The organism is Rathayibacter sp. AY1H2 (genome assembly GCF_002931985.1).
In the GTDB taxonomy this organism is placed as follows: Bacteria; Actinomycetota; Actinomycetes; order Actinomycetales; family Microbacteriaceae; genus Rathayibacter.
The window spans coordinates 41,050-59,620 of sequence record NZ_PSUV01000007.1 but is presented as its reverse complement, the minus strand read 5'-3'; the positions used below and the strand labels follow the sequence as shown (position 1 = coordinate 59,620).

Here is an 18,571-nt window from a genome sequence, read left to right as displayed (position 1 = left end):
GTTCCGGGCGGGGGCGCGACGCGACGGCCGCGAGGCGCCGGGCCGGAGCGGTGCCCCGGCCCGGCGCGCCGCCGCTACTCGGAGGGGGTGGGCGTCGAGGTGGCCTTCGAGGTGGGGGTCGGCGCCGGGGTCGGAGCCGGTTCCTCGACGGTGACGGAGAGGGTGGGCGAGGCCGCCGACTCCGACTCGCCGCAGAGCACGGTGTACGTGACGTCGATCGTGCCCGCCGTGGTGCCGGCCTGGATCGTCGCGGTCGTCGAGTTCGACGGGTTGGTGCTCGTCACGCTCGCGCCCTCACCGGTCGCGGTCACCCGGTAACCGCTCACGGAGGTTCCGCTCGGGCACTGGTTGTAGTTGCTCCAGGTGACGTTGAACGTCGCGCCCGCCTCGACGCTGGAGGCGGCGGGGGTGACGGTCGGCACGGCGGTCGGTGCGTCCGGGGTCGCGACCTCGGTGAAGACGGAGACCTCGATGGTCGTGCCCTTCACCACGTTCGCGGTGGGGTTCACGTCCTCGACGAGTCCGACCTGCTCGGCGGTGGGGGCGCTCGGACCGTCCGCGCGGCGGACGCCCATGCCCAGGGCCTCGAGCTCGGTCTCGACGTCGTCGAAGGAGCGCCCGACGTAGTCGGCCTTGTCGATGACGACCGTGTTCGAGGTCGGCGTCGGCGTGGGACTCGGAGTCTCGGACGGCGTCGGCGACGGGGCCGTGCTGGTCGGCGCGGTGGGGGAGGCGGCCGGGTCGCTGCTCCCGCCGGTCGTCAGGGCGAAGATCGTGCCCGCGATGACGACGGCGAGGATCACGATGAGGGCGATCAGCGGCCAGGTCCAGGGGCTGCGGCGACGCGGCTCCTCGGCCGGCTCGAGCGGCTCCTCGATCGGCACGAACGGAGCGGCGGCCGCGGCCGCGGGCGCGCCGGAGGGCAGCACCGTGGTCGCCTGCGTCGCGCCCTGGTTGGAGGGGAGGACCGTGGTCGCCTGCGTCGTGGGGAGGTCGCTGAGGACCGCGGGGACGGCCAGCGCCGCTCCTCGCACGTCGCCCGAGCGCAGCGCCTGGGCCGCTCGCGCGAGGTGCGCGGCGGTGGCGGGGCGGTCGGCCGGCTTCTTGGCGATGCAGGAGTAGACGAGGTTGCGCACCGGCTCCGCGACCGTGACCGGCAGCTCCGGCGGGGTGTCGTTGATCTGCGCCATCGCGATGGCGACCTGCGACTCGCCCGTGAAGGGGCGGCGCCCGGCCAGGCACTCGTACGCGACGATGCCCAGCGAGTAGATGTCGGTGGCGGGGGAGGCGGGCTGGCCGCTCGCCTGCTCCGGGGACAGGTACTGGACCGTGCCCATGACCTGCCCGGTCGCCGTCAGCGGGACCTGGTCGGCGATGCGCGCGATGCCGAAGTCGGTGATCTTGACGCGGCCGTCCGGCGTGATGAGCAGGTTGCCCGGCTTCACATCGCGGTGCACGAGGCCCGCGGCGTGCGCGGCGTGCAGGGCGAGCGCGGTCTGCGCGACGATGTCGAGGACCTTGTCGGTCGAGAGGACGCGCTCGCGCTCGAGGACGGTCGAGAGCGCCTCGCCGGGGACGAGCTCCATGACCAGGTAGGCCGAGCCGTCCTCCTCGCCGTAGTCGTAGACGTTGGCGATGCCCTCGTGGTTGACCAGCGCCGCGTGGCGGGCCTCGGCGCGGAAGCGCTCGAGGAAGCCGGGGTCGCCGAGGTACTCGTCCTTCAGGATCTTGATCGCGATGGTGCGGCCGATGACCAGATCGGTCGCCTGCCACACCTCTCCCATGCCGCCGATGGCGATCCGGGACTGCAGCTCGTAGCGTCCTCCGAAGGTGAGGCCTGTCGTGGGTCTCATTTGTTCAGCACCGCCTCTAGTACCTGTTGTCCGATGGGTGCGGCGATCAGGTTGCCGTACCCGGTCTGGCCGAGCCCTCCACCGTTCTCCACGAGCACGGTGATGGCGTACTGCGGGTCGTCCGCAGGCGCGAAGCCGGTGAACCAGAGGGTGTACGGGTCGTCCCCGCCGTTCTCGGCGGTGCCGGTCTTACCGGCCACAGTGACGCCCCCTATTGTTGCATTCGTCGCCGCGCCGCCCTGGACGCTGGCGACCATCATCGCCTCGACGGCGTCCGCGGTCTGCGTGCTCACCGCCCGGCCGAGCGACTTCTCCTGGAACTGCTGCAGCACGCTGAGGTCCTGCGAGCGGATCGAGTCGACCAGGTTCGGCTGCATCACCTCGCCGCCGTTCGCGATCGCCGCGGAGACCATGGCGATCTGCAGCGGCGTCGCGCGCACCTCCCACTGCCCGAAGGCGGTGAGGGCCGTCTGGGCGTCGTCCGTCTTCGTCGGGTAGATGCTCGCCTCGACCGACATCGGGATCTCGAGCTCGGTGTCGAAGCCGAACTTCTCGGCCTGCGAGCGGATCGCGTCCGCTCCCAGCTGCACGCCCATCTCGGCCATCGGGACGTTGCAGGAGAGCGAGACGGCGGTGGCCAGCGTGACCGTCTCTCCGGAGCCGCAGAGACCGCCTCCGGAGTTGATCACCTGCGACGAGGAGCCGGGCAGCGTGTACGACTCGACGTTGGGGAAGCTCGAGTCGGCGGTGAAGCGGCCGGACTCGAGGGCGGCCGAGGCCACGACGAGCTTGAAGACGGAGCCGGGCGGGTTGAGCGAGCCGCCGATGGCCCGGTTCACGAGGGGCTCGGAGGAGTCGTCGTTCAGCGCCCGGTAGGCGGCGAGGACGTCGTCGGTGTCGTGGGAGGCCAGCGCGGTGGGGTCGAAGGTGGGCTTCGAGACCATCGCGAGGATGCGGCCGGTGGCCGGCTCGGTCACGACGACGGCCCCCGTGTAGTCGCCGAGCGCGTCGAAGGCGGCCTGCTGGGCGACCGGGTCGATCGAGAGCTCGACCGACGCGCCCTTCGGGTCCTGGCCCGTGACGAGGTTGTTGATCTCGTCGAAGAACTGCGAGTTCGAGGTGCCCGAGAGGTAGTCGTTGAGCGTGCGCTCGATGCCGGTGGTGCCCTGGTTCAGGGTGAAGTAGCCGGTCACGGCGGAGTAGAGCGGGCCGTTCGCGTACTGCCGCTGGAACTTGTAGAGGTCGTCCGACGGCGTCGAGGAGGCGATCGGCTGACCGCCGGCGAGGATCGCACCGCGCTCGGTCGAGAAGCTCTCGTAGAGGGTCCGCGTGTTGCGGCCGTCCTCGTCGAGGGAGTCGGCCTGGATCACCTGGATGGTGGTGGTGGAGAGGAAGAGGGCCACGAACATCGTCAGCACGACGAGGCTCACCCGTTTGAGTTCTCGGTTCATCGACGGATCACACCACCAGACGAGGCTGACTGCGGACTGTGTCGGACAGGCGCAGCAGCACCGCCACGATCATCCAGTTCGCCACGAGGGAGGAGCCGCCGGCGGCGAGGAACGGCGTGGTCAGGCCGGTCAGCGGGATGACGCGGGTGACGCCTCCGATGACGATGAAGCACTGCAGGGCGATCACGAACGAGAGGCCGACTCCCAGGAGGCGCCCGAAGTCGTCCTGCCCGGCGAAGCCGATGCGGAACCCGCGCGAGACCAGCAGGAGGTAGAGGCCGAAGATCGCGAAGAGCCCGGCGAGGCCCAGCTCCTCGCCGAGGCTGGCGATGATGTAGTCGGACTGCGGGACCGGCGTGAGATCCGGCATCCCCTGGCCGAGGCCCGTGCCGAGCAGCCCGCCGTGCGCGAGGCCGAAGAGGCCCTGCACGAGCTGGTAGCTGCCGCCCGGATCCGCCCCGTAGCGCTCGGCGCTGAAGGGCTCGAGCCAGTTGGCGAAGCGGTTGCCCACGTAGTCGAGCGTCTGGCTCGCCAGCAGCGCGCCGCCGAGGAACAGGCCGACGCCGATGAGGACCCAGCCGGTGCGGCCGGTCGCGACGTAGAGCATGACCAGGAACAGGCCGAAGTAGAGCAGCGCCGTCCCCAGGTCGCGCTGGAAGACGATGACGCCCATCGTGACCGCCCAGACCACCAGGATCGGGCCGAGGTCGCGCAGGCGCGGGAAGCGCATCCCGAGGACGGTGCGGCCCCCCATCGAGAGGGAGTCGCGGTTGCGCACGAGGTAGCCGGCGAAGAAGACCGCGAGGGCGATCTTGGCGATCTCGCCGGGCTGGAAGCTCGCCACGTCGCCGATCCCGATCCAGACGCGCGCGCCGCTGACCTCGCGGCCGATGAAGGGCAGGAGCGGCAGGAGGAGCAGCACGATCGCCGCGAACCCGGCGACGTAGGTGTAGCGGAACAGCACGCGGTGGTTGCGGATGACCAGCAGCACCACGATCGCCGCCACGACGGCCAGGGCGCTCCAGAAGATCTGCCGCACCGCCACCGACTCCCAGCCGGTCGCGCCGTCGGCGATGTCGATCCGGTAGATCTCGGCGACGCCCAGGCCGTTCAGCACGGTGGCGATCGGGAGGAGGAAGGGGTCGGCCGCCGGGGCCGCGAAGCGCAGCACGACGTGCACGGCGAGCACGAGCGCCGAGAGGCCGGCGCCCAGCGAGACCAGCGTGGTGTCGATCGAGCCGAGGGCGCCGAGCTGCACGAGCACGATCGCGCCGGCATCGATGAGGCACGCGCCGATCAGGAGCAGGAGCTCGAGATTGCGCAGCTTCTGGCGGAAGAAGCCCTGCCGCTCGGGGGCGGGGCGGGCGGTGGCCGTGGCGGCGTCCGTCATGGTGCTCCGTTCGCGTCCGTGAGGCGCTCGACGATGTCGACCGCGCCGGCGTAGGAGTCGGCGCTGATCGTCTGCTCCAGCTGCTCGACGTCGTAGGCGCGGAGGGAGTCGAGCGGGATGCCCGTGTCCTCCTTCACCTCCGAGAGCGAGAGCGGGCCGACCGACTGCTGGATGCCCTGGTAGATGATCACGGTGTCCCCGTCGGTGCCGACGTAGAAGCGCGACTGCGTCCAGTCGTAGGCGAAGAGGATCCCGAGGAATCCGATGATGAGCACGAGGGACAGGCCGACGAGCCAGGTGATGCGGCGGCGCAGGTGCCGGCGGCGGTCCTCCTCGATCAGCTCGTCGAGGTAGTCCTCGGACGCGGGCTCGAAGTGGGTGGGGCCCTGCGCGGCGGGAGCCCGGGTGTGCAGGCGGAGGCCGGGGATCCGGACGCGGTTCTGCGAGTCGTCGGTGCTGAAAGGCGTGGGCGCGGCGGCGGATCCGACGACCACCGGCTCCTCCACGGGGGCGAGGATGCGCGCGGTGTCGCCCGCCCCGGGGATGTCGAGGACGACGACGGTGACGTTGTCCGGGGCGCCGTGCGAGAGGCTGTCGCGGATCAGGCGGTCGGCCACCTCCTGCGCGGTCTCGTCGCGGCTGAGCTCCTTGAGGATCTCGTCGTGCGGGACGACGCCGGAGAGGCCGTCGGAGCAGATCAGCCAGCGGTCGTGCGGCTCGGTCTCGAGCGTGAGCGTGTCGATCTCGGGGTTGGTGTGCACGTCGCCGAGGACCCGCATCAGGACGGAGCGGCGCGGATGCGTCATCGCCTCCTCCTCCGTGATGCGGCCGGAGTCGACCAGGCGCTGCACGAAGGTGTGGTCGGTCGTGACCTGCTCGAGCCGGCCGTCGCGGAGGACGTAGATGCGGGAGTCGCCGATGTGCGCGATCGCCACCGACTCGCCGACGCGGGCGATGGCGCTGACGGTGGTGCCCATGCCGGTGAGCTCGGGGTGGTCGACCACGGCGTCGGCCAGCAGGGTGTTGGCCGCCAGCAGGGTGCGCTTGAGCTCGTCCTCGGCCTCGTAGGTGGAGGCGTAGACGCGGTCCGCCTCCGCGATGCGCTTGATCGCGATGGAGGAGGCGACGTCGCCGCCCGCGTGGCCGCCCATGCCGTCGGCGACGACGAAGAGCTGCCGGCCCGCGTAGCCGGAGTCCTGGTTGTTCGAGCGGATCCTGCCGACGTGCGAGACGGCGGCGCTCTCGCGCACCGCGCCGTGGCCGGAGCCGTTCTCCGGAGTGGGGGCCACGCGCTACGACCGCCGCAGTTCGAAGGTGGTGGTGCCGACCTTCACGGGCGTGTCCAGCGGCACCTTGGTGGGCGCGCCGACGCGGCGGCCGTCGAGGAAGGTGCCGTTGGTGGAGTCGAGGTCCTGGATCATCCACTCGTCGTTCCAGAGGAGCAGGCGCGCGTGGTGGGTCGAGGTGTAGTCGTCGCGGATGACCAGCGTCGACTCCGCGGAGCGGCCGATCGTCAGCGGGTCGCCGGTCAGCTCGAGCTCGGTGCCCCGCTTGGGGCCCGAGGTGATCACGAGGCGCTGCGCCGTGTGGACCGTGGCGGCGCCTCCCTGCTCGGCGCGCTCGGCGGCGGCCTCTCGGCTCCTCCGGGCCGAGGGGGCCGACGGAGAGGCGGGCTGCGCGGGCGTGGGAGCCGCGGCGGCCGCGGCGACCACGGGCTGGGCCGCCGTCACGAACGGGGCCTCGGGGGACGCGGCCTGCGCGCCGGGCGGCAGCTTGCGCACGCGCTGCCCGAACAGGTCGGAGCGCAGCGCGTAGACGATGCCGAACACGAAGAACCACAGCAGCGCGAGGAACGCGATGCGCAGGAGGAAGAGAGTGAGCTCGCTCATAGCCGGTCGTCCCAGAATCCCTCGGAGCCGCGTCCGGCTGCCCTGCCGGACGACGGGCGGTCGGTGCGTGCGGGCGCGGAGCCCTGCACGACGCGGTAGACGATCGAGGTGCGCCCGATCGTGATGGTCTGCTCGGGGGCCAGGGGCGCCTGCGTGACGGGCCGGCCGTCGAGCTTGGAGCCGTTCGTGGACCCGAGGTCGTGCACCTGGGCGCGGGAGCCGTCCCAGAGGATCTCGACGTGCTTGCGGGACGTGCCCGAGTCGTCGACGGTGATGTCGGCGTCACTGCCGCGGCCGATGACGGTGCGCGCCTTCGTGATCGGGTGGCGCCGGCCGTCGATGTCGAGGACGGGCGTGTAGGCGACGGTGCCCTTCACGCTGCGGGAGTCGACCTCGACCATGCCGTCGCTGAGCGCCGGATCGACGGCGAGGGAGATGTCGATCGGGCCGGGGAAGCGGAAGCCCTGCTTGGTGGCGTGCTCGGTGGCGACCGTGGTGAGCTCGTCGATCAGCGTGGCGCCGAGGCGCTGCATCCGGTCGAGGTCGGTCGCGGACATCCGCAGGACCAGGCTGTTGGGGACGAGGATGCGGTCGCGGCTGACCACGGCGGCGGTGGTGTCGAGCTCCCGGCGGAGGGCGGAGGCGAGCTCGACCGGCTGCAGACCCGACTTGAAGGTCCGCGCGAACGCGCCGTTGACGACGCGCTCGAGTCCCTTCTCGAAGTTGTCCAGTATGCCCACAGTCTTCCGATCTTCCGGTTCTTCGCCTTCTCGGCGGTCGCGCACGGATCGAGATGTCTGCGCGCCCGTCGCCGCTTCCTCTTCTTGGTCTGCGCCGCGCACGGCTACGGGCATGTTACTGGGATGGTCTGGATGCGCGATCCTCCGCAGTGGTTTCGCGGCAGGAGTGCCGTGTGCGCGCTCTCACCGGGGCGGCTCGGCGGCGGCTCCCGGGGGAGCGGCGGCCCGGGACGGTGAGCGCCGGTTCGGCTCGGGGGCCGGGGGATGCTACGATTTCTCGTCGGCGCTTCGGTGCCGCTGGTGAGCGCGAGTGGCGGAATAGGCAGACGCGCACGGTTCAGGTCCGTGTGCCCGAAAGGGCGTGGGGGTTCAACTCCCCCCTCGCGCACCAGAGTTCACGAGAACCGGAGTTCGAGAGAACCGGGTTCGAGAGAACCAGAGGAGAAGCCCCCGATCGGATGTCCGGTCGGGGGCTTCTCCCGTTCCCGTGTGCGGTGCGCCGCGGGGCGGGCTCCTGTCGTGTCGTTCTCGCGGACGGCGTCCCGCGGAGGCGCGGTGTTCACCGGGAGGTCGGCCGGAGGTCGTCCGGCGCGGGCACGCTCGCGGAGTGATCGCCCTCCGTGCCGACGTGTCCGCCCTCGATCCGCGGGCGCTGCCCGAGCTGCTCCGACGCCTCCGCCGGCACCGGAGCGTGCAGGTGGGGGAGCGCCAGTGGATCGCGGTGCTGCCCGGATCGGGCCCGGTGCTGCTGACCTCCGGCGACCGGCTGGTGCTCGAGCTGCTGATCGAGCGGCGCGCGCTGCTCCCCGTGGTGATCGACGCGCTCGAGGCGGAGCTGCGCAGCGGCGGCTTCCGCGAGCGGATCGCGCTGCGCTGGAGCACGCCGGACACGGTGCCCGTGCCGCTGCGCTGACGAGCCGCGGTCAGCGGCGGGTGAGCTCCACGACGGGGATGGTGCGGGTGGTGCGCTTCTCGTAGTCGAGGAAGCCGGCGGAGGCGGTGGTGAAGCGTGCCCAGCCGGCGTCGCGCTCCTCCCCGGCGAGGACGCGGGCCCGGACGTCGACGGTGCCGTCGTCGGGGGTCTCGATCGCCAGGTCCGGCTGGGCGATCATGTTGTGGAACCAGGCGGGGTGCTTCGGCGCACCGGCGGCGGACGCGGCGAGCAGCCAGACGTCGTCGGAGGGGTGCAGCGCCATCAGCGGAGTCACGCGCTCCTGACCGGAGCGGGCGCCGCGGTGGTGCACCAGCACGAGGCTCCTCCCGAAGCCGCCCGTGGTCACGGTCCCGCCGTTCGCGCGGAACTCCTCGATGATCGTGTCGTTCCAGTCGGCCATGCTCGTCCTCCTCGACGCGGTGCCGGCACTCGAGTGCCGGGGTCAGGCGCGGGCGCCCAGGGCGTCCTCGCGGCTGCTGCTCCCACCCGGCGGCTGCGCGCCCCCGGTGACGGCGGCGGGATCCGCCAGCGCCCGCCGCCAGGGTAGCTCCGCGGCGCCGACGAGTTCCAGCCTCGAGCGCAGGGCGGCCCGCTCGATCCGCACGCCGCGCGCGAGGTCGCTCAGGGCCCGGGCGGAGACGCGGGCGGCGAGGCGCTCGCGGTCGACGGTGAGCAGCGAGCCGAGGAAGCCGCCCAGCACGACCGCGGTGGGGTTGAAGAGGTTGATGTAGGTGGACAGGCCCTCCGAGAGCAGGTCGACCTGGCGGGCGACCTCGCCGAGGACGGCGGGGTCGCGGGAGGTGCCCAGGGCGATGTCGAGCTCGTCCTGGTCGAGGACGCGGGCGCCGAGGACGTCGAGGAGGGAGCGCATCCGGACCTCGGCCTCGAGGCAGCCGCGCCGGCCGCAGCCGCAGAGGCGGCCGTTCGTGGCGACGAGGGTGTGGCCCAGCTCGGCCGCGAACCCCGAGGAGCCCTGGAGCGGGACGCCGCCGATGATGACTCCTCCGCCGATGCCGCCCGCGCCGCCGGTGACGTAGACGACGTCGGCCACGCCGTGCGCGGCTCCGAAGAGGGACTCGCCGATGGCGCCGAGGGTCGCGTCGTTGCCGACGGCGACCGGGAGGTCGAGGGCGCGGCTCAGCTGGGTGGCGAGGTCGACGTCGCGCCAGCCCAGGTGCGGGGCGCGGTGGACGAAGCCGGAGTCGGCCTGGACGAGGCCGGGGACGGCGACGCCCGCGCCGACCAGCGTGCGGAGCGACTCCCGCTCGGAGCGGAAGCCCTCGACGATCCCGGTGACGACGCGGACCACCGTGGCCGGGCTCGCGGGCTTGGGGGTGTCGAAGCGGACGCGGCGCAGCAGCTCGCCGTGCAGCCCGACCAGGCCGACGATGATCGCATCGGTGTCGAGGTGGACGCCCACGGCCGCGAACCGGTCGCCGGGGACGACGGTGGCGCTGGGGCGGCCGATGCGGCCGTCCGGTGCGGTGGTCTCCTCCGCCACCCAGCCGAGCTCGCTCAGCTCGCCGACCAGGTTCGCGACGGCGGAGCGGTTCAGCCCGGTGAGGCGGCCGAGCTCGGCGCGGCTGGTGGGACCGGAGCGGTGCACCAGGGTCGCGAGGCTCGCGAGGTTCGTGCGGCGCAGCAGCGCGTTGCTGGAGGCTCCGACTGCTCCTGCCATGATCGCCTGCCTGTCGCTGGACCCCGACGGGTCTCGGATGCACTCGGGCGCGGCTCCCCCGAGGAGAAGCCGCGCCCGAGAACTGTAGAAGAGAAGGACGAGGAGCGCTGCTGGGCGGCGCCCGGCGTTCGCCTAGCGGCCGCCGGCGCGGCGCTTGTTGAAGATGTCGAACGCCACCGCGAGCAGGAGCACGAAGCCCTTGATCGCCATCTGCCAGGCCGCGTCGACCGAGAGGATGGACAGGCCCATGTTGAGCACGCCCATCACGAGTCCGCCGATGACGGCTCCGACGACGGTGCCCACGCCTCCCTGGACGGCGGCGCCGCCGATGAAGACCGCGGCGATCGCGTCCAGCTCGTAGTTCTGTCCGGCCGAGGCGACCGCACCGCCGGCGCGGGCGGTGCTGACGATGCCCGCGACTCCGGCCAGTGCGCCCATGTTGACGAAGATGAAGAAGTTGACCCACTTCGTCTTGACGCCGGACATCATCGCGGCGAACAGGTTGCCGCCCATCGCGTAGATGTGGCGGCCGAAGACCGTCCGGCCGAGCACGAAGCTGTAGGCGAGGATCAGCACGGCGAGCACGATCAGGATGATCGGGGTTCCGCTGTAGCCGGCGAGCAGCCAGGAGAGGGCCATGATCGCGATGACGGCGATGGCCGACTTCGCCACCAGCGAGCCGATGGGCTCGCGGGGCAGCTCGAGGCGGCGGAGGGTCGCACGGCTGCGGAGCTGCTGGGCCACGAGGACGACGCAGACGATCAGGCCGAGGACCAGGGTGAGCGCGTCGCGCCCGGCGATGCCGCCGAGGACGCCCGGGAGCCAGCCGGCGCCGATCGCGGTGAACTCGGTGGGGAGGCCGTTGATCGTTCCGCCGGTGAGGAGGACGAGGGTGAAGCCGCGGAAGATCAGCATGCCAGCGAGGGTCACGATGAATGCCGGTATGCCGACGAAGGCGACCCAGAAGCCCTGCCATGCTCCGACGGCGGCGCCGGTGACGAGGGCGACGACGACGGCCGCCCACCAGGGCAGGCCCCAGTTGTTCATCGCGATCGCCGAGATGGCGCCGACCATCGCCACGACCGAGCCGACCGAGAGGTCGATGTGGCCGGCGATGATGACCATCACCATGCCGATCGCGAGGATCAGCACGTAGGCGTTCTGCTGGATCAGGTTGTTGACGTTGCCGGGCAGGAGCAGGCGCCCGCCGGTCAGCACCTGGAAGAGCAGGATGATGATGGCCAGCGCGGCGAGGATGCCGTACTGCCGGAGGTTGATGTTCAGCCGGCGCGAGCGCTTGGGCGGGGTGGAGGGCGTGTTGGCGGGCGTGTCCGCCGGCGCTGTGGTGGTCGTGGCGCTCATCGGGCCTGTTCCTTTCCGGCGGTCATGTAGTGCATGAGGTGCTCCTGGGTGGCGTCGGCGCGATCGATCTCGCCCGTGATCCGTCCCTCGGAGATGGTGTAGATGCGGTCGGCGAGGCCGATCAGCTCGGGCAGCTCGGACGAGATGACGACGACCGCCTTGCCCTGGGCCGCGAGCTCGTTGATGATCCCGTAGATCTCGTACTTGGCTCCCACGTCGATGCCGCGGGTGGGCTCGTCGAGGATCAGCACGTCGGGACCGGAGAAGATCCACTTCGAGAGGACGACCTTCTGCTGGTTGCCGCCGGAGAGCTTCCCCGTGACGGCCGAGACGGTCGGCGCCTTGATGTTCATCTTCGATCGGTACGAGTCGGCGACCTTGTACTCGCGGTGCTTGTCGATCACGCCGAGCCGGGCCAGGCGCGAGAGCGCGGCGGCCGAGACGTTGACGGTGATGTCGCCGATGAGGTTGAGCCCGTAGCGCTTGCGGTCCTCGGTCGCGTAGGCGAGGCCGTTGCGGATCGCCTCGTCGACGGTGCGGGTCTGGATCTCCTCGCCGTCCTTGTAGACGCGGCCGGAGATGCCGGTGCCGTAGCTCCTCCCGAAGATGCTCATCGCGAGCTCGGTGCGTCCGGCGCCCATCAGGCCCGCGAAGCCGACGATCTCGCCGGCGCGGACGGTGAAGGAGGCGTCGTCGACGACCACGCGGTTGATGTCGACGGGGTGGTGGACCGTCCAGTTCTCGACGCGCAGCTTCTCCTCGCCGATCTGCGGGTCGCGCGGCGGGAACATGCTGTTGAGGTCGCGGCCGACCATCGCGCGGATGATCCGGCTCTCGGACGCCTCCTCGCCGGCCATCGGGAAGCTCTCGATGGTGCGGCCGTCGCGGATGATCGTGACGGTGTCCGCGATGGCGCGGATCTCCTTCAGCTTGTGGCTGATGATGATGCAGGTGATGCCCTGCTTGCGGAGCTGGTCGATCAGGCCGAGCAGGTGGTCGCTGTCCTCATCGTTGAGGGCGGCGGTGGGCTCGTCGAGGATGAGGAGCTTCACCTCCTTGGCGAGGGCCTTGGCGATCTCGACGAGCTGCTGCTTGCCGACGCCGAGCTCGAGGATCTTGGTCGCGGGGCTCTCGGCGAGGCCGACGCGGGCGAGCAGCTTGGCCGCCTCCGCGTTGGTCGCGTTCCAGTTGATGACGCCGCGGGTCGACTTCTCGTTGCCGAGGAAGATGTTCTCGGCGATGGAGAGGTAGGGGCTGAGGGCGAGCTCCTGGTGGATGATCACGATGCCGTCGGCCTCGCTGTCGTTGATCGACCGGTACTGCGCCTCCTCGCCCTCGAACTCGATGGTGCCCTCGAAGCTGCCGTACGGGTACACGCCGGAGAGGACTTTCATCAGGGTCGACTTGCCGGCGCCGTTCTCGCCGCAGATGGCGTGGACCTCGCCGGGCTGGACCGAGAGCGAGACGCCGTCGAGGGCGCGGACGCCGCCGCCGAACTCCTTGACGATGTCGCGCATGATGAGGATGGGACTGGCCAACAGGGCCTCACTTCGTTGGGGGGGAGTGGTGTGCGGACGGGGAGGCGGGGGCGGGGAGGATCGCTCCTCCCCGCCCCCGCCCGACGGATCAGAGTCCGACGTCGCCGGCCTTGAGGAAGCCGGAGTCGACGAGGACCGACTGGACGTCGTCCTTCGTGACGACCTGCGGCTCCAGCAGGTAGGACGGGACGACCTTCTCGCCGTTGTCGTAGGTCTCGGTGTCGTTGACCTCGGGCTCCTCGCCCGCGACGATCGACTGCACCATCTGGAAGACGCGGTCGCCGAGGGTGCGGGTGTCCTTCCAGACCGTCATGGACTGCTCGTCGGCGAGGATCGCCTTGACGTTGGCCTTGTCGGCGTCCTGGCCGGTGATGACCGGGTAGTCGGCGCCGGGGGTGTAGCCGGCCGACTTCAGCGAGGCCTCGATGCCGATGGCCAGGCTGTCGTTGGGGGAGAGCACGACGTCGACCTTCTGGCCTCCGGTGTAGAAGGACGAGAGGCGGTTGTCCATCTCGGACTGCGCCTTGTCGGAGGCCCAGCCCTGGATGCCGATCGAGGCCCAGTCGTCGTCCGATGCGGGCGACTTGCCCGAGGGGACGGTGAGCTTGCCGCTCTCGATGTAGGGCTGCAGGACGTCCCACGCGCCGGAGAAGAAGAACTTCGCGTTGTTGTCGTCGGGGCTGCCGGCGAAGGGCTCGAGGGTGAAGGGACCCGCGGCGTTCTTCAGGTCGAGGGTCGACTCGATGTACTGGCCCTGGAGCTGGCCGACCTTGTAGTTGTCGAAGGTCGCGTAGTAGTCGACGTCCGCGGTGCCGTTGATGAGACGGTCGTAGGCGATGACGGTGGCGTTCTGCTTCTTCGCCTCGGCGAGGACGGGCGCGAGCGCCTCGCCGTCGATCGCGGCGATGACCAGGATCTTGGAGCCGCCGGCGATCTGGTTCTGGATCTGCGAGATCTGCTGATCGGTCTTGTTGTCGGCGTACTGGAGGTCGACGGTGCAGCCGTCGCCCTCGAGCTGCGACTGGAGGCCTTCGCCGTCGTTGATCCAGCGCTCGAGACTGCGCGTGGGCATCGAGATGCCGACGGTGCAGTCGCCTTCCGCGCCGGCGCCGGCAGCGGCGCCTCCGGAGTTGGCGGGGCTCGCGGAACAGGCCGCGAGGCCGAGGGAGATGATGCCGGCGGCGGCCAGCGTGGTGATGCCGCGGGAGAACTTCATGGAGTGCATTCCTCTCTGAAAGCAGTGTCCGAGGGAGAGGACGACAAGAGGCGTGCACGTGTGGCGCACGTCGTCGTGTCGTCGCCCGGGAGGGCGGGAGAGCCCCGAGGGGCTTTGTCCACGGAGAGAACATATTCCCTTCGATCGGGGGGAGTAAAGCGCGGGCGGCGAATTTGTCCAGGCGATGCCGAAATGTGATCTTCGGGACGTCGACCCCCGCCGTTGCTGGGGGAGAACGCTCTCACCGCTCGGCTCCCGCCCGGCTCGCGCTCCTCCGCCGGGCGCCCGCCGCCGTCCGCGTGAGGGAAACGCGAGGACTCCGGGCCGGGCCGTAGGGGAACCGTGAGGACCGCTCCGAGGGGCCCCCGCGAGGTGTTGCATCGCTTCCTGTGCCGCTTCCCGGCAGGCGTCCGGTCCCGGGCGTCGTCCGCTCCCCGGATGGAGTCCTCCGTGCTCGACCTCGCCTACCTCCTCGGCGTGCTCGCCCTCTTCTCGCTCATCGCTCTCGCCGCGAAGGGGGTCGAGCGGCTGGGCGGACCGCCCCCCTCGGCGACCCGCGGGACCCGCGAGAAGGAGGCGGGCCGGTGATCGTCTTCGACGCCCTCGCGGCCGTGCTGGCGCTCGCCGCCGTCGTCTACCTCGTCGCGGCCCTGATCCGACCGGAGCGCTTCTGATGGATCCGCTCCTCGCCGTCCTCCAGGTCGCGACCGTCGGCCTGGCCGTCGCCCTCCTCCACCGCCCCCTCGGCGACCACATGTTCCGCGTCTACACCTCGACGCGCGACCTCGCCCTCGAGCGCGGCGTCTACCGCCTCATCGGCGTCGACTCCGCGGGCGAGCAGAGCTGGCGCGCCTACCTCCGGGCCGTGCTGGCCTTCTCTCTCGTCGGCGTGCTCCTGCTCTACGGGATGCAGCGCCTCCAGGCGGTCCTGCCCGGCTCCCTCGGCCTGCCCGCGGTGCCGGAGGGGCTGGCGTTCAACACCGCCGTCTCGTTCGTCACCAACACCAACTGGCAGTCCTACTCCCCGGAGGCGACCCTCGGCTTCGCGGTGCAGCTCGGCGGCCTCGCCGTGCAGAACTTCGTCTCGGCGGCCGTGGGCCTGGCCGTGGCGGTGGCGCTGATCCGCGGATTCGCGCGCCGCTCCTCCGGAACGCTCGGCAACTTCTGGGTCGACCTCGTGCGCGGCACGCTGCGCCTCCTGCTGCCCCTCGCGGTGGTGGCGGCGGTGGTGATGATCGCGGGCGGCGTGATCCAGAACCTGAACGGCCCGCTGACGGTGACCACGCTCACCGGCGGCGAGCAGAGCATCCCGGGCGGCGCGGTGGCCTCGCAGGAGGCGATCAAGCTGCTCGGCACCAACGGCGGCGGCTACTTCAACGCCAACTCCGCGCATCCGTTCGAGAACCCCTCGGCGTGGGTGTCGCTGCTGCAGATCGTGCTGATCCTCGCGATCCCGTTCTCGCTGCCGCGCACCTTCGGCCGGATGGTCGGCGACGTGCGGCAGGGCCGCGCGATCCTCGCGGCGATGGCGACGATCTTCGTCGTGTCGCTCGCGGCCCTCACCGCGCTGGAGGCGGCGGGCGGAGGATCCGCGGCACAGGCCGCCGGAGCCGCGATGGAGGGCAAGGAGACGCGCTTCGGCATCGCCGGCTCCGCCCTCTACGCGACCGCCTCGACGCTCACCTCGACCGGCGCCGTCAACGCGATGCACGACTCCTTCACCGCGCTCGGCGGCATGCTGCCGATGCTCAACATGATGCTCGGGGAGGTCGCCCCCGGCGGCGTCGGCTCGGGCCTCTACGGGATGCTCGTGCTCGCGGTGCTGGCCGTGTTCGTCGGCGGGCTGCTGGTCGGCCGGACGCCCGAGTACCTGGGCAAGAAGCTCGGCCCGCGCGAGATCAAGCTCGCGAGCCTCTACATCCTCGTGACGCCGACGCTCGTGCTGGCCGGCACGGCCCTGAGCTTCGCGATCCCGGCGGTGCGGGAGGACGTGGAGAGCACGTCGATCCTGAACCCCGGGCTGCACGGGCTCTCGGAGGTGCTCTACGCCTTCACCTCCGCGTCCAACAACAACGGCTCGGCGTTCGCGGGGCTGACGGCGAACACGCCCTGGCTCAACACGGCGCTCGGCGTCGCGATGCTCCTCGGCCGCTTCCTCCCGATCCTGCTGGTGCTCGCCCTGGCCGGCTCGCTCGCGGCGCAGTCGCCGGTGCCCTCCAGCGCCGGCACGCTGCCCACCCACCGGCCGCAGTTCGTCGGCCTCCTCGTGGGCGTCACGGTCGTCGTGACCGCGCTCACCTACTTCCCCGTACTCGCGCTGGGCCCCCTGGCGGAAGGACTGCGACTCCGATGACCACTGCACTCACCGAGGCCCCCGCGGAACCCGCGCGCCCCACCCGCGCCGCCCTCGGGCCGCGCCAGCTCGCCGCCGCCCTCCCCGGAGCGCTGCGCAAGCTCGATCCGCGCCTGATGTGGCGCAACCCCGTGATGTTCATCGTCGAGGTCGGCGCCGTGCTGACCACGGTGCTGGCGATCGCCGAGCCGTTCCTCGGGGGGCCGGAGGAGTCGGGCGGATCGACGGTGCCCGTCACCTTCACGGGCGGCATCGCGATCTGGCTCTGGCTCACCGTGGTGTTCGCGAACCTCGCGGAGTCGGTGGCCGAGGGCCGCGGCAAGGCGCAGGCCGAGAGCCTGCGCGCCACCCGGACCAGCACTCCGGCCCGGCGCGTGGCCGACTACGACCCCGCGGACCCCTCCGCCCTGTCGGCCCGCCTGGTCGAGGTCTCCTCGGCCGAGCTGCAGCTGGGCGACGTGGTCGTGGCGGAGGCGGGCGACCTCGTCCCCGGCGACGGCGACATCGTCTGGGGCATCGCCTCCATCGACGAGTCGGCGATCACGGGCGAGTCGGCGCCGGTCGTCCGCGAGAGCGGGGGCGACCGCAGCGCGGTGACGGGCGGCACGCGAGTGCTCTCGGACCGGATCGTGGTGCGCATCACCTCGCGGCCGGGCGAGACCTTCGTCGACCGGATGATCGGCCTGGTCGAGGGCGCGTCGCGGCAGAAGACGCCGAACGAGATCGCGCTCGACATCCTCCTGGCGAGCCTCTCGATCGTGTTCGTCGTGGTCGTGCTGACCCTGAACCCGATCGCGTCGTTCGCGGGAGCCTCCGTGAGCGTCCCGGTGCTGGTCGCCCTGCTCGTCTGCCTCATCCCGACCACCATCGGCGCCCTCCTCTCGGCCATCGGCATCGCCGGCATGGACCGGCTCGTGCAGCGCAACGTGCTCGCGATGTCCGGCCGGGCGGTGGAGGCGGCGGGCGACGTCACGACGCTCCTGCTCGACAAGACGGGGACCATCACCTACGGCAACCGCCGCGCGGTGGCGTTCCTCCCCCTCGACGGAGTGGCGCAGGCCGCCCTCGTCGACGCGGCCGCCTCCTCCTCGCTCAGCGACCCGACGCCCGAGGGGAAGTCGATCGTCGACCTCGCGGGCGACTCGGGCCGCCCCGCCGTCGAGCCCGCTCAGGCCGCCGTGGTGCCGTTCACCGCGCAGACCCGGATGAGCGGGCTCGACCTCCCCGACGGCTCCTCCATCCGCAAGGGCGCCGGCTCGGCCGTGCGCGCCTGGGTGGAGGAGGAGGGGCCGCTGCCGTCCGCGGTCGCGGCGCGCCTCACGGTGCTCGTCGACGGTGTCTCGGAGAGCGGCGGCACGCCCCTGGTCGTCGCGGTGAAGGACGCCCACGGCGCCCGCCTGCTCGGCGTCGTGCACCTGAAGGACGTGGTGAAGGACGGGCTCGTCGAGCGCTTCTCGGAGCTGCGCGCGATGGGCATCCGCACCGTGATGATCACGGGCGACAACCCGCTGACCGCGAAGGCGATCGCGGCGGAGGCGGGAGTCGACGACTACCTCGCCGAGGCGACCCCCGAGGACAAGCTCGCCCTGATCCGGCGCGAGCAGGAGGGCGGCGCGCTGGTCGCGATGACCGGCGACGGCACCAACGACGCCCCGGCCCTCGCGCAGGCCGACGTGGGCGTGGCGATGAACACCGGCACCTCGGCGGCGAAGGAGGCGGGCAACATGGTCGACCTCGACTCCGACCCCACCAAGCTCATCGACATCGTGCGGATCGGCAAGCAGCTGCTGATCACCCGCGGCGCGCTCACCACGTTCTCGATCGCGAACGACGTGGCGAAGTACTTCGCGATCATCCCGGCGATGTTCGCGGGGGTCTTCCCCGGGCTCGCGGTGCTGAACGTGATGCAGCTGCACTCGCCGGCCTCGGCGATCCTCTCGGCGATCGTGTTCAACGCGCTGGTGATCGTCGTGCTGATCCCGCTCGCGCTGCGCGGAGTGGCGTACCGCCCGGTCGCCGCCTCGCGCATCCTCAGCCGCAACCTCCTGGTCTACGGGCTGGGCGGAGTGATCGCTCCGTTCCTCGGGATCAAGCTCGTCGACCTGATCGTCGCCGCGATCCCCGGCTTCTGACCCACCCGTCCCGACCACTGAAGACAGAGAGAAGA

The 18,571-nt window shown here is 71.3% G+C and carries 16 protein-coding genes and 1 tRNA gene; 6 read left to right on the top strand and 11 right to left on the bottom strand.

The genetic code is table 11. The features are described 5' to 3' along the window. Positions 1–74 precede the first annotated feature (74 nt). From C5C29_RS07155 to C5C29_RS07130, 6 genes are read right to left on the bottom strand one after another with little or no spacing between them, the layout of a single operon-like run. Positions 75–1,853: a serine/threonine-protein kinase gene (locus tag C5C29_RS07155; RefSeq protein ID WP_104222662.1), complete on the bottom strand. Its 1,779-nt coding sequence runs from the start codon at positions 1,851–1,853 to the stop codon at positions 75–77. Next, entirely contained in the window at positions 1,850–3,304 is a 1,455-nt protein-coding gene (locus C5C29_RS07150; protein WP_104222661.1) for a penicillin-binding protein 2, read from the bottom strand. Before C5C29_RS07150 ends, C5C29_RS07155 begins: the two co-directional genes overlap by 4 nt. 7 nt (positions 3,305–3,311) lie before the next feature. Next, positions 3,312–4,694 carry an FtsW/RodA/SpoVE family cell cycle protein gene (locus C5C29_RS07145; RefSeq protein WP_104222660.1) on the bottom strand — a complete coding sequence of 461 codons (1,383 nt, stop codon included), beginning with the start codon at positions 4,692–4,694 and terminating at the stop codon, positions 3,312–3,314. After that, entirely contained in the window at positions 4,691–5,983 is a 1,293-nt protein-coding gene (locus C5C29_RS07140; RefSeq protein WP_258062186.1) for a Stp1/IreP family PP2C-type Ser/Thr phosphatase, read from the bottom strand. The genes C5C29_RS07145 and C5C29_RS07140 overlap by 4 nt, the downstream gene beginning before the upstream one ends. Positions 5,984–5,986: 3 nt before the next feature. After that, complete coding sequence (locus tag C5C29_RS07135) at positions 5,987–6,583, bottom strand: FHA domain-containing protein (RefSeq protein ID WP_104222659.1); 597 nt, start codon at positions 6,581–6,583, stop codon at positions 5,987–5,989. Further along, positions 6,580–7,323: a DUF3662 and FHA domain-containing protein gene (locus C5C29_RS07130; protein ID WP_104222658.1), complete on the bottom strand. Its 744-nt coding sequence runs from the start codon at positions 7,321–7,323 to the stop codon at positions 6,580–6,582. The genes C5C29_RS07135 and C5C29_RS07130 overlap by 4 nt, the downstream gene beginning before the upstream one ends. A 304-nt stretch (positions 7,324–7,627) precedes the next feature. Here C5C29_RS07130 and C5C29_RS07125 point away from each other — a divergent pair. Then, positions 7,628–7,714, top strand: a tRNA-Leu gene (locus tag C5C29_RS07125). 216 nt (positions 7,715–7,930) lie between these two features. Continuing rightward, a complete protein-coding gene (locus tag C5C29_RS07120) occupies positions 7,931–8,236 on the top strand; it encodes a hypothetical protein (protein WP_104222657.1) in 306 nt (101 codons plus the stop codon). Positions 8,237–8,246: 10 nt separating this feature from the next. Here C5C29_RS07120 and C5C29_RS07115 read toward each other — a convergent pair whose 3' ends face one another. The 5 genes from C5C29_RS07115 to chvE form a co-directional block, all read right to left on the bottom strand. Then, the gene (locus C5C29_RS07115) at positions 8,247–8,657 is read right to left on the bottom strand and encodes a nitroreductase/quinone reductase family protein (protein WP_104222656.1); all 411 of its coding nucleotides are present in this window, start codon (positions 8,655–8,657) and stop codon (positions 8,247–8,249) included. Between the two features lie 42 nt (positions 8,658–8,699). Then, the gene (locus tag C5C29_RS07110; RefSeq protein WP_104222655.1) at positions 8,700–9,935 is read right to left on the bottom strand and encodes an ROK family transcriptional regulator; all 1,236 of its coding nucleotides are present in this window, start codon (positions 9,933–9,935) and stop codon (positions 8,700–8,702) included. Positions 9,936–10,067: 132 nt separating this feature from the next. Next, the gene (mmsB, locus tag C5C29_RS07105) at positions 10,068–11,297 is read right to left on the bottom strand and encodes a multiple monosaccharide ABC transporter permease (protein WP_104222654.1); all 1,230 of its coding nucleotides are present in this window, start codon (positions 11,295–11,297) and stop codon (positions 10,068–10,070) included. Continuing rightward, positions 11,294–12,814, bottom strand: a complete 1,521-nt coding sequence (mmsA, locus tag C5C29_RS07100) for a multiple monosaccharide ABC transporter ATP-binding protein (RefSeq protein WP_104222653.1) — start codon at positions 12,812–12,814, stop codon at positions 11,294–11,296. Before mmsA ends, mmsB begins: the two co-directional genes overlap by 4 nt. A 109-nt stretch (positions 12,815–12,923) precedes the next feature. Continuing rightward, on the bottom strand, positions 12,924–14,051 hold the full coding sequence (gene chvE, locus C5C29_RS07095) for a multiple monosaccharide ABC transporter substrate-binding protein (protein WP_374952918.1): 1,128 nt from the start codon (positions 14,049–14,051) through the stop codon (positions 12,924–12,926). Between the two features lie 438 nt (positions 14,052–14,489). Here chvE and C5C29_RS17100 point away from each other — a divergent pair, with 438 nt between their 5' ends. Genes C5C29_RS17100 through kdpB form a run of 4 tightly spaced genes read left to right on the top strand, consistent with a single transcriptional unit; the run spans position 14,490 to position 18,536 of the window. Then, positions 14,490–14,639, top strand: coding sequence for a hypothetical protein (locus C5C29_RS17100; RefSeq protein ID WP_167299012.1), 150 nt, complete (start codon positions 14,490–14,492; stop codon positions 14,637–14,639). Continuing rightward, entirely contained in the window at positions 14,636–14,725 is a 90-nt protein-coding gene (kdpF, locus tag C5C29_RS07090) for a K(+)-transporting ATPase subunit F (RefSeq protein ID WP_068209492.1), read from the top strand. Before C5C29_RS17100 ends, kdpF begins: the two co-directional genes overlap by 4 nt. After that, positions 14,725–16,404, top strand: coding sequence for a potassium-transporting ATPase subunit KdpA (kdpA, locus tag C5C29_RS07085; RefSeq protein WP_104222651.1), 1,680 nt, complete (start codon positions 14,725–14,727; stop codon positions 16,402–16,404). The genes kdpF and kdpA overlap by 1 nt, the downstream gene beginning before the upstream one ends. Next, positions 16,401–18,536 carry a potassium-transporting ATPase subunit KdpB gene (gene kdpB / locus C5C29_RS07080; RefSeq protein WP_104222650.1) on the top strand — a complete coding sequence of 712 codons (2,136 nt, stop codon included), beginning with the start codon at positions 16,401–16,403 and terminating at the stop codon, positions 18,534–18,536. Before kdpA ends, kdpB begins: the two co-directional genes overlap by 4 nt. The last annotated feature ends 35 nt before the right edge of the window (positions 18,537–18,571 follow it).

Coding starts and splice junctions, on each gene's coding strand:
- C5C29_RS07135 (WP_104222659.1), bottom strand. CDS start 6,583: ATGAGCGAGCTCACTCTCTTCCTCCTGCGCATCGCGTTCCTCGCGCTG.
- C5C29_RS07145 (WP_104222660.1), bottom strand. CDS start 4,694: ATGACGGACGCCGCCACGGCCACCGCCCGCCCCGCCCCCGAGCGGCAG.
- C5C29_RS07110 (WP_104222655.1), bottom strand. CDS start 9,935: ATGGCAGGAGCAGTCGGAGCCTCCAGCAACGCGCTGCTGCGCCGCACG.
- C5C29_RS07155 (WP_104222662.1), bottom strand. CDS start 1,853: ATGAGACCCACGACAGGCCTCACCTTCGGAGGACGCTACGAGCTGCAG.
- mmsB (WP_104222654.1), bottom strand. CDS start 11,297: ATGAGCGCCACGACCACCACAGCGCCGGCGGACACGCCCGCCAACACG.
- kdpB (WP_104222650.1), top strand. CDS start 16,401: ATGACCACTGCACTCACCGAGGCCCCCGCGGAACCCGCGCGCCCCACC.
- chvE (WP_374952918.1), bottom strand. CDS start 14,051: ATGAAGTTCTCCCGCGGCATCACCACGCTGGCCGCCGCCGGCATCATC.
- C5C29_RS17100 (WP_167299012.1), top strand. CDS start 14,490: ATGGAGTCCTCCGTGCTCGACCTCGCCTACCTCCTCGGCGTGCTCGCC.
- mmsA (WP_104222653.1), bottom strand. CDS start 12,814: ATGCGCGACATCGTCAAGGAGTTCGGCGGCGGCGTCCGCGCCCTCGAC.
- C5C29_RS07150 (WP_104222661.1), bottom strand. CDS start 3,304: ATGAACCGAGAACTCAAACGGGTGAGCCTCGTCGTGCTGACGATGTTC.
- C5C29_RS07115 (WP_104222656.1), bottom strand. CDS start 8,657: ATGGCCGACTGGAACGACACGATCATCGAGGAGTTCCGCGCGAACGGC.
- kdpA (WP_104222651.1), top strand. CDS start 14,725: ATGGATCCGCTCCTCGCCGTCCTCCAGGTCGCGACCGTCGGCCTGGCC.